7 protein-coding genes are annotated in these 6,561 nt (G+C 43.2%); 4 read left to right on the top strand and 3 right to left on the bottom strand.

Going from position 1 to position 6,561, the window contains the following annotated elements:
• Positions 1 to 609: a hypothetical protein gene (locus O9324_RS07565; RefSeq protein WP_288139873.1), complete on the top strand. Its 609-nt coding sequence runs from the start codon at positions 1 to 3 to the stop codon at positions 607 to 609.
• Between the two features lie 584 nt (positions 610 to 1,193).
• On the opposite strand, the gene O9324_RS07570 is transcribed toward O9324_RS07565, so the two are convergent.
• A complete protein-coding gene (locus O9324_RS07570) occupies positions 1,194 to 2,102 on the bottom strand; it encodes a transglutaminase family protein (RefSeq protein ID WP_002785686.1) in 909 nt (302 codons plus the stop codon).
• A gap of 166 nt (positions 2,103 to 2,268) precedes the next feature.
• Here O9324_RS07570 and O9324_RS07575 point away from each other — a divergent pair, with 166 nt between their 5' ends.
• Positions 2,269 to 3,705: a GTP-binding protein gene (locus O9324_RS07575; protein WP_288139874.1), complete on the top strand. Its 1,437-nt coding sequence runs from the start codon at positions 2,269 to 2,271 to the stop codon at positions 3,703 to 3,705.
• Positions 3,706 to 3,906: 201 nt separating this feature from the next.
• On the opposite strand, the gene O9324_RS07580 is transcribed toward O9324_RS07575, so the two are convergent.
• The gene (locus O9324_RS07580; RefSeq protein WP_002737690.1) at positions 3,907 to 4,203 is read right to left on the bottom strand and encodes a type II toxin-antitoxin system RelE/ParE family toxin; all 297 of its coding nucleotides are present in this window, start codon (positions 4,201 to 4,203) and stop codon (positions 3,907 to 3,909) included.
• Positions 4,188 to 4,376, bottom strand: coding sequence for a hypothetical protein (locus tag O9324_RS07585; RefSeq protein WP_002752772.1), 189 nt, complete (start codon positions 4,374 to 4,376; stop codon positions 4,188 to 4,190). The genes O9324_RS07580 and O9324_RS07585 overlap by 16 nt, the downstream gene beginning before the upstream one ends.
• A gap of 472 nt (positions 4,377 to 4,848) precedes the next feature.
• On the opposite strand from O9324_RS07585, the gene O9324_RS07590 reads away from it, so the two are divergent.
• Both O9324_RS07590 and O9324_RS07595 read left to right on the top strand, forming a co-directional pair.
• Complete coding sequence (locus tag O9324_RS07590; protein ID WP_288139875.1) at positions 4,849 to 5,541, top strand: Crp/Fnr family transcriptional regulator; 693 nt, start codon at positions 4,849 to 4,851, stop codon at positions 5,539 to 5,541.
• A gap of 138 nt (positions 5,542 to 5,679) precedes the next feature.
• Positions 5,680 to 6,162: a DUF29 domain-containing protein gene (locus O9324_RS07595; protein ID WP_287630242.1), complete on the top strand. Its 483-nt coding sequence runs from the start codon at positions 5,680 to 5,682 to the stop codon at positions 6,160 to 6,162.
• Positions 6,163 to 6,561: the final 399 nt, after the last annotated feature.

Raw genomic sequence — 6,561 nt, forward strand, 5'->3', positions numbered from 1 at the left:
ATGCTGAAATCTCTTAAAAATGTCCTGAGTAATCTGCGTCAATATCCCTATAATATTATCTTTAATCCTTTCACCAATACAGCATTAGCCATCGCCGCTATTTTAGCACTAATTGCCGATCAATTTGGTCAGGGATATGATCTAATTTTTCTGATTACTTTAGCTCTAGTTATCATCGGTATCTGGCGAGAATCTCAGAAATACGACCTCTATAAACATCGAGCAATTCCTCTACCGATAGTGATTAATATTGCTAATCCTGCCGATAGTAATAAAGCTCTGCAATCGCTTTTTAATATCATCGAAACAGAAAATAAATACAAAGATCATCAAAATAATCTTGACCAGTATCTTAATATTAGCGAAACAGATTTAATTTTTAACTACTCCTGTGATATTTATGATCAAGAAATGCTGAAAGCTTTTCTGCAAATACTACGCTATAATCTAGAGAAACTTAAGAAAAAAACTCCCCAAAATACTATTATTTATCTTGCCTATATCGGTCCGATTAGCGTCGCTATTATGGTCGGCACTATTCTCGCTACCGAAGGAGTAAAAATCTTTCAATATAATAAATATTCTGATAGTTATTATCCTTTGTTGTAAATTAGCGATCACAGACCCAAAGAGCGAAAAATTTGAGCTTGTTGTCACCGAAAAAGGTCAAGATAGAGTAACTATAGCCATCGATGTTTATTCCCATAAAATTAATCTTAATGATGAGAGTATTGAAAACTACGGCGATTTAATTTATCTGAAAAGTAAAGGCAGTGGTACAATCGAAAAAAATGAAGATTGGCTACAATGTCCTTTGAGGACGGCTTGACATTTAATGTATTTCTTTACTAGACTTTAGAAAAGTATGAGACTTTGCAAGGGGTGTTCCTTACCTATTAGGTCAAATAGGATTAGTTGGAAACGGGGTTATTTAGTTTGGGTTTGTTTTGGCAGCGGCTGTTGCTGGACTATCCTTACCTATTAGGTCAAATAGGATTAGTTGGAAAGCAGAAAAAGGGTTTCTAAAAGAACCCCTTTTTCTAATAAATTGTGTCAAATATATCTTGACAAAAATCGATAAAAATGCTAGAACCTAACGGCAATCTTCGCTTTATTGCATGAGTAGAAAACGGGTTTCCCCGAGAAACCCGTTTTCCGCGATCGCCAGTCAAGGAAAAACCCGATAATTCAACCTATTCCCTCGGATCAAAATCTGGCAGCGTCCCCAGCTTGCGAATGGTCACTTTAACATCCATCGACAAAAAGTCATCAGCATCACCAAACCAAGAACCGGAAAGAGGTATGATTTGACCGGGATGACGAGCGATCGCCACTCGAATTAAATCAAAGCCGGCGGTAATTTGATTAGTCGGATCATAATTACGCCAACCTGCCCCCGGTAGATAAACCTGTAACCAAGCATGGGTAGCACCAGAGCCAGTCATCCCCACTTCACCACCGTCGAGGGCAGCATCGTAGAGATAGCCACTGACAAAACGACAGGCTAAACCCAATCTTCGCAAAGCTTCGATCATTAACCAAGCATAATCGCGACAAGTTCCCGACTTTAGCCGCAGGGTTTCTCCGGGGGATTGAGTTCCTTCACTCTCCCGGGATTGGTAAGTAAAATTATCTTTGATAGCCGCCATCATTCTTGCCATGGCATCGAGGGTATTATCTTGGTCCCCCGCTACAAAACTTTTAGCCCAAGCTGCCAAGCTGCCGTCGGCATCCTCGGCGTGGGGACGCATAAACACCACCAGATCTAACCATTCATCGGGGGTATATTGGACAGGAATTTCGATCGCCCGTTGAGCGAGGGGAAAATCAGCGATCGCTTTTAAGCCAAAATGTTCCGCCCGTAATCGACAGGTAACGATTAATTCTGAGGCTGCTTCAGCAAATTCAAGCCCTACCACGTTGTTAGATAGAGTATCCATAGTCCAGCGCGTTTTGGCGGCAATATTCGCCTCCACAGAATAACTGATAATTCTTTCACCGTGACCGGCACTAGGCAAAAAAATCGCCCGATGTTCCCCAAAAGTTACCGGTTTACGATAATGATAGGTGGTGATGTGTTCCAAGTCGTAGATGACACTCATCCTGATTATCCTTAATAAAGTAGCTGGTTATAATTAAATTGAAGATGGTTCCCCCTTTAATCCCCCCTTAATCTCCCCTTGATAAGGGAGGTATCTGACAATTTTTAACACCCACCCACTTAATCACTGATAACTGATAACTGATAACTGATAACTGATAACTGAAATGACCTCTGACCCGCTCCTCGATCGAGCTTGGAATACCGAAGACCTAGAACAAGCGCTTCGAGGTGTCGGCACTATTCAAGAAGAACTCAACTATAATCAGGCACGCAATTCTCTGAGCAAACTTGTTGAGCGTCTCGATCTTACCTCGATCGAGAAAATTGGTCTAGAAGCGGAGATCGATCGCCTAGTGGCCCTGCTAGAAAAACTCGATCGCTCCCTGATTCAAATTGCCGCTTTTGGTCTGGTGGGCCGGGGAAAATCCTCGATTTTAAATGCTCTAGTCGGTCAAGAAATCTTTACAACCGGTCCTCTACACGGAGTTACCCGCACCATTAAAGGGGTAAATTGGCAGTTAAGCAGCGATGATACTTTCCCTAATCTAGAGCGTCTGACCCTGAACGGCCAGGGTAATGCTCAGGTGCAATTGCTTGATACTCCCGGTATTGATGAGGTAGATGGGCAAACGAGGGAAATTCTCGCCTGTCAGGTGGCGCAGCAGGTGGATTTAATCCTTTTTATCATCTCTGGTGATATGACCAAAGTGGAATTTTCCGCTCTGGCCAAGTTGCGGGAAGCGGGAAAACCGATGATTTTGGTCTTTAATAAAATCGATCAGTATCCGGAAGTCGATCGCCTCGCTATCTATGAGAAAATCGCCTCAGAACGGGTGAAAGAACTACTCTCCCCCGATGAGATTGTTATGGTGGCAGCCTCTCCCCTCTTGGCGGAGACGGTTAAAGGGCAGGATGGGCGGCTAAAAACGCAACGATTTCGGGGAAACCCCCAGATAGAAGCCCTGAAACTCAAAATTTTGGAAATTCTAGAGCGAGAGGGTAAATCCCTCGTAGCACTCAATTCTATGCTGTATGCGGACGAGGTAAACGAGCAAATTGTCGCCCGCAAAATGGCTATCCGTGATCGCGGTGCTAATCAATTGATTCAAAAAGCAGTGATGATCAAAGCATCGGCGATCGCTCTCAATCCGGTGACGGTGTTGGATCTGTTGACGGGAGCAGTTATCGATCTAGCCATGATTCTCGCTCTTTCTCGCTTATACGGCATCGATTTAACTCGTCAGGGGGCGATCGCTCTTTTACAAAAAATTGCCCTCAATATGGGTGGCATTAGTGCCAGCGAATTTTTAGCGGTTTTGGGCTTAAGTTCCCTCAAAGGACTACTCGGCCTCTCGATTCCTGCCACTGGCGGCATTTCTCTCCTTCCCTATACTTCGATCGCCCTGACTCAAGCGGGGGTTGCCGGTGTATCCTGTTACGCGATCGGCCAAGTGACGAAAACCTATCTCGCTAATGGGGCCACCTGGGGACCCGATGGCCCGAAGGCAGTGGTAGCCAGTATTCTCGATTCCCTCGACGAAACCTCGATTCTCAACCGGATTAAGCGGGAATTAGGCTCAAAATTGGGGGGTGGGGGTTAGGAGAAGTGGAAATTATGAATTATGAATTATGAATTAGGGAGTGGGGAAGTGGGGACGTGGGGACGTGGGGACGTGGGGACGTGGGGAAGTGGGGACGTGGGGAAATTTCAACTAAAACCCTAAAACCCCAACACCCCAACACCCTATCTCCTATCTCCTGACGACCTACTCCTAACGGTTGATCACTGATCACTGACTCGATCAATCCAAGAAATGCTTACTATGGACGATCGCCGCTATAATAACTACCGCCCCTTGAATTTGATAGATCAGACGGTAGGCATAGGCAGACTTTTCTCGGATGGTATCATCGCTAAATTCGGCGCATTTTTTCGCTTCTAGGGGACAATTTTCTAAAGAATAGCTTATATCAAGAATTCGACGCACGACGGCCGCCGCGTAGGACGGGGAATCTCGACTAATATAAGATGCGATCGCATCCACGTCTTCAATTGCTTTGGGCGACCAGACAAGGCGATAATTCACTCGATCAGCCATTTGTTTAAAAGACCCTCAACTTCTTCTTGGGGGATTGTATTCTCTAGAGAAGCCGCGCTCAAACTTTGACGCACCTTCTCCAGAACGTATAAATGATACTGAATATCTTCAATTGAACAATCATCCGGTAATTGATTCAAGAGGGATTCCACTTTTTGTCTAATGCTATTCATACAAGTTTGACCGAAGTTTTTAAGGAAAAGTATAAATTTAAATTATCTATCAACTATCATCTATAGCAGTTATCTTAATAGTGAGGTACGAAGTATCTGGTTTTAGGGAACAGGGAACGGTTAACAGTAGCTGGTCGCCAAGAGATAATGCCAAATTTATTTATACTTCATCTTTAAGAGAAACGCTATATCATAGATAGAAAACTAATAGTCACGCATCCTATCTTATGCCATAGTCCCCAGAAAAGCGAGAAAAAGTTAAGAATAGATAAGGTGATTATCTCGCTTTTGTAACATTGGGGCGGGTGTTCTGTTAAGAATACTTAATAATTCTCCTATCTGCTCAATCCCCGCAACTTTTAGGGATTATTGCCAATAAGCATCTAGCGGCCACAAGACCCCCCCAATCGCAGAAATTTTTTGTTACATTAGTTTACAGTTCCCTCAACGCCCCAATGGGTTATTAATTTTAATGTCTTCTTCGGTTCCTTCGTCGGATTTTATACCCTTAATCGGTCAAGAAACAGAAATCTTTAACTGGGCAAAATCCCATTATCGTAACCATACCTTTGCCAAAGATGAAAAAGTAGCCACGCGCCCCGGACTGTTATACTTTGTCGAATCTGGGGCGATTCGTATTGTTGGTAAGGCACAAGTTAACGTTATCGACCAAAAATCCCCCCGTCAACTACCTATTGCCGATAGTGAGGAAGTATTTCTCGGTTTTGTGGGTGCAGGTCAACCTTTTGAGATTGTTTCTCAATTTCCCTTTCAATTACAAGCCCAAGCTCATCTAGACGGAACCGAGTTAGTCTGGTTATACTGGGAAGACCTAGAACGCTGGCCGCAATTGCGATCGGCTGTTATGGAAACTTTTCGCCATCAATATCAGCGTAAGTTATTTTGGTTGAGTATTCTCGGTCAAAAACGCTCCCTCGATCGATTAATGGGGTTCTTGGTTCTATTATTGGAAGAATACGGTCAACCCTGTCTAGAAGGCTATTATCTTCCCTATCCCCTAACTCACGCTCAAATTGCCAGCGCCATCGGCACTACCAGAGTAACAGTAACAAGATTAATCGGTAAATTGCGACAACAAAATTCGATCTTTTTTAAGCAAGATAATCTTATCGGATTGCCCAGTTTATTCTTGAGTCAGAATTAATTTTTCTGCTGCTGGTGTTGCTGACTCAAGCTATGAATGCCAACCGTGCATTCTATGCAAAAGCTACTTTGGCTCTAGGTTTTAAAAACCCCACACAACAAGATTCCTATCACAAATCAGCAACGCCAGAAATCTATTATGACCGCACAAACCCCGCTATCGCTCTCCGTTCTCTACGAGGAAGATTTTGTTCTCTGGACAGAAAAAACCGCCGAACTTTTAAAGCGAAAAGAGTTTAACAGAGTGGACTGGGAAAATCTGATCGAGGAAGTAGAGTGCATGGGAAAAAGCGAGCGCCAAGCTGTCGAAAGTTTATTAACTCAACTATTAATTCATCTTTTAAAACTGAGTTATTGGACAACGGAAAGAGAACGAAACGCGCGTCATTGGCTAGGAGAGATAGCCGCTTTTCGAGTGCAACTGAAAAAAAAGATGAAAACCCCAACACTGAAAAATCATGCCCTTAATTCCTTTGGGGAAGCCTATTCAGACGCAAGACAAACCCTAATTGATGGGAGAATTGTCGATAAAAATACAATTCCCCTAGAGTCTATATTAACTCTCGAACAAGTATTAGACGGAGATTGGTTCCCCATCGATATCGCACCTTTTCTTAGTTAAGACCCACATTCCGCACTTCACTAAGTAGCATAGTAGTAGTATGTCAATTTATAGACAAGGGCAATCACTCTGGCAATAAACATCCGTATTTTTTAGGCAATACTTTTCGTAGTACGGATTAGAGAATGTCAATATTAGTGTATTTAGGGTCTGCTGAAAAAGTTTGTTGGTGGGGTTAGAAGTCAGTTATCAGTTATCAGTTATCAGTTATCAGTTATCAGTTCACTGAGAAAACTCCCCACACCCCACACCCCACACCCCACACCCGTTACAGTAGAGCAGGAAGTCGCCTTCCCACCCCCTGCTTCAAAACCGGACTTACGACTTTCGCCGTATCCGGCTCCTGAGTAACTAGGCTACTGTCATTAGTAGAATAATAATGGGAATTATTATTTCCTT

The sequence above is a fragment of the Microcystis sp. LE19-84.1B genome, from assembly GCF_027531875.1.
In the GTDB taxonomy this organism is placed as follows: Bacteria; Cyanobacteriota; Cyanobacteriia; order Cyanobacteriales; family Microcystaceae; genus Microcystis; species Microcystis panniformis.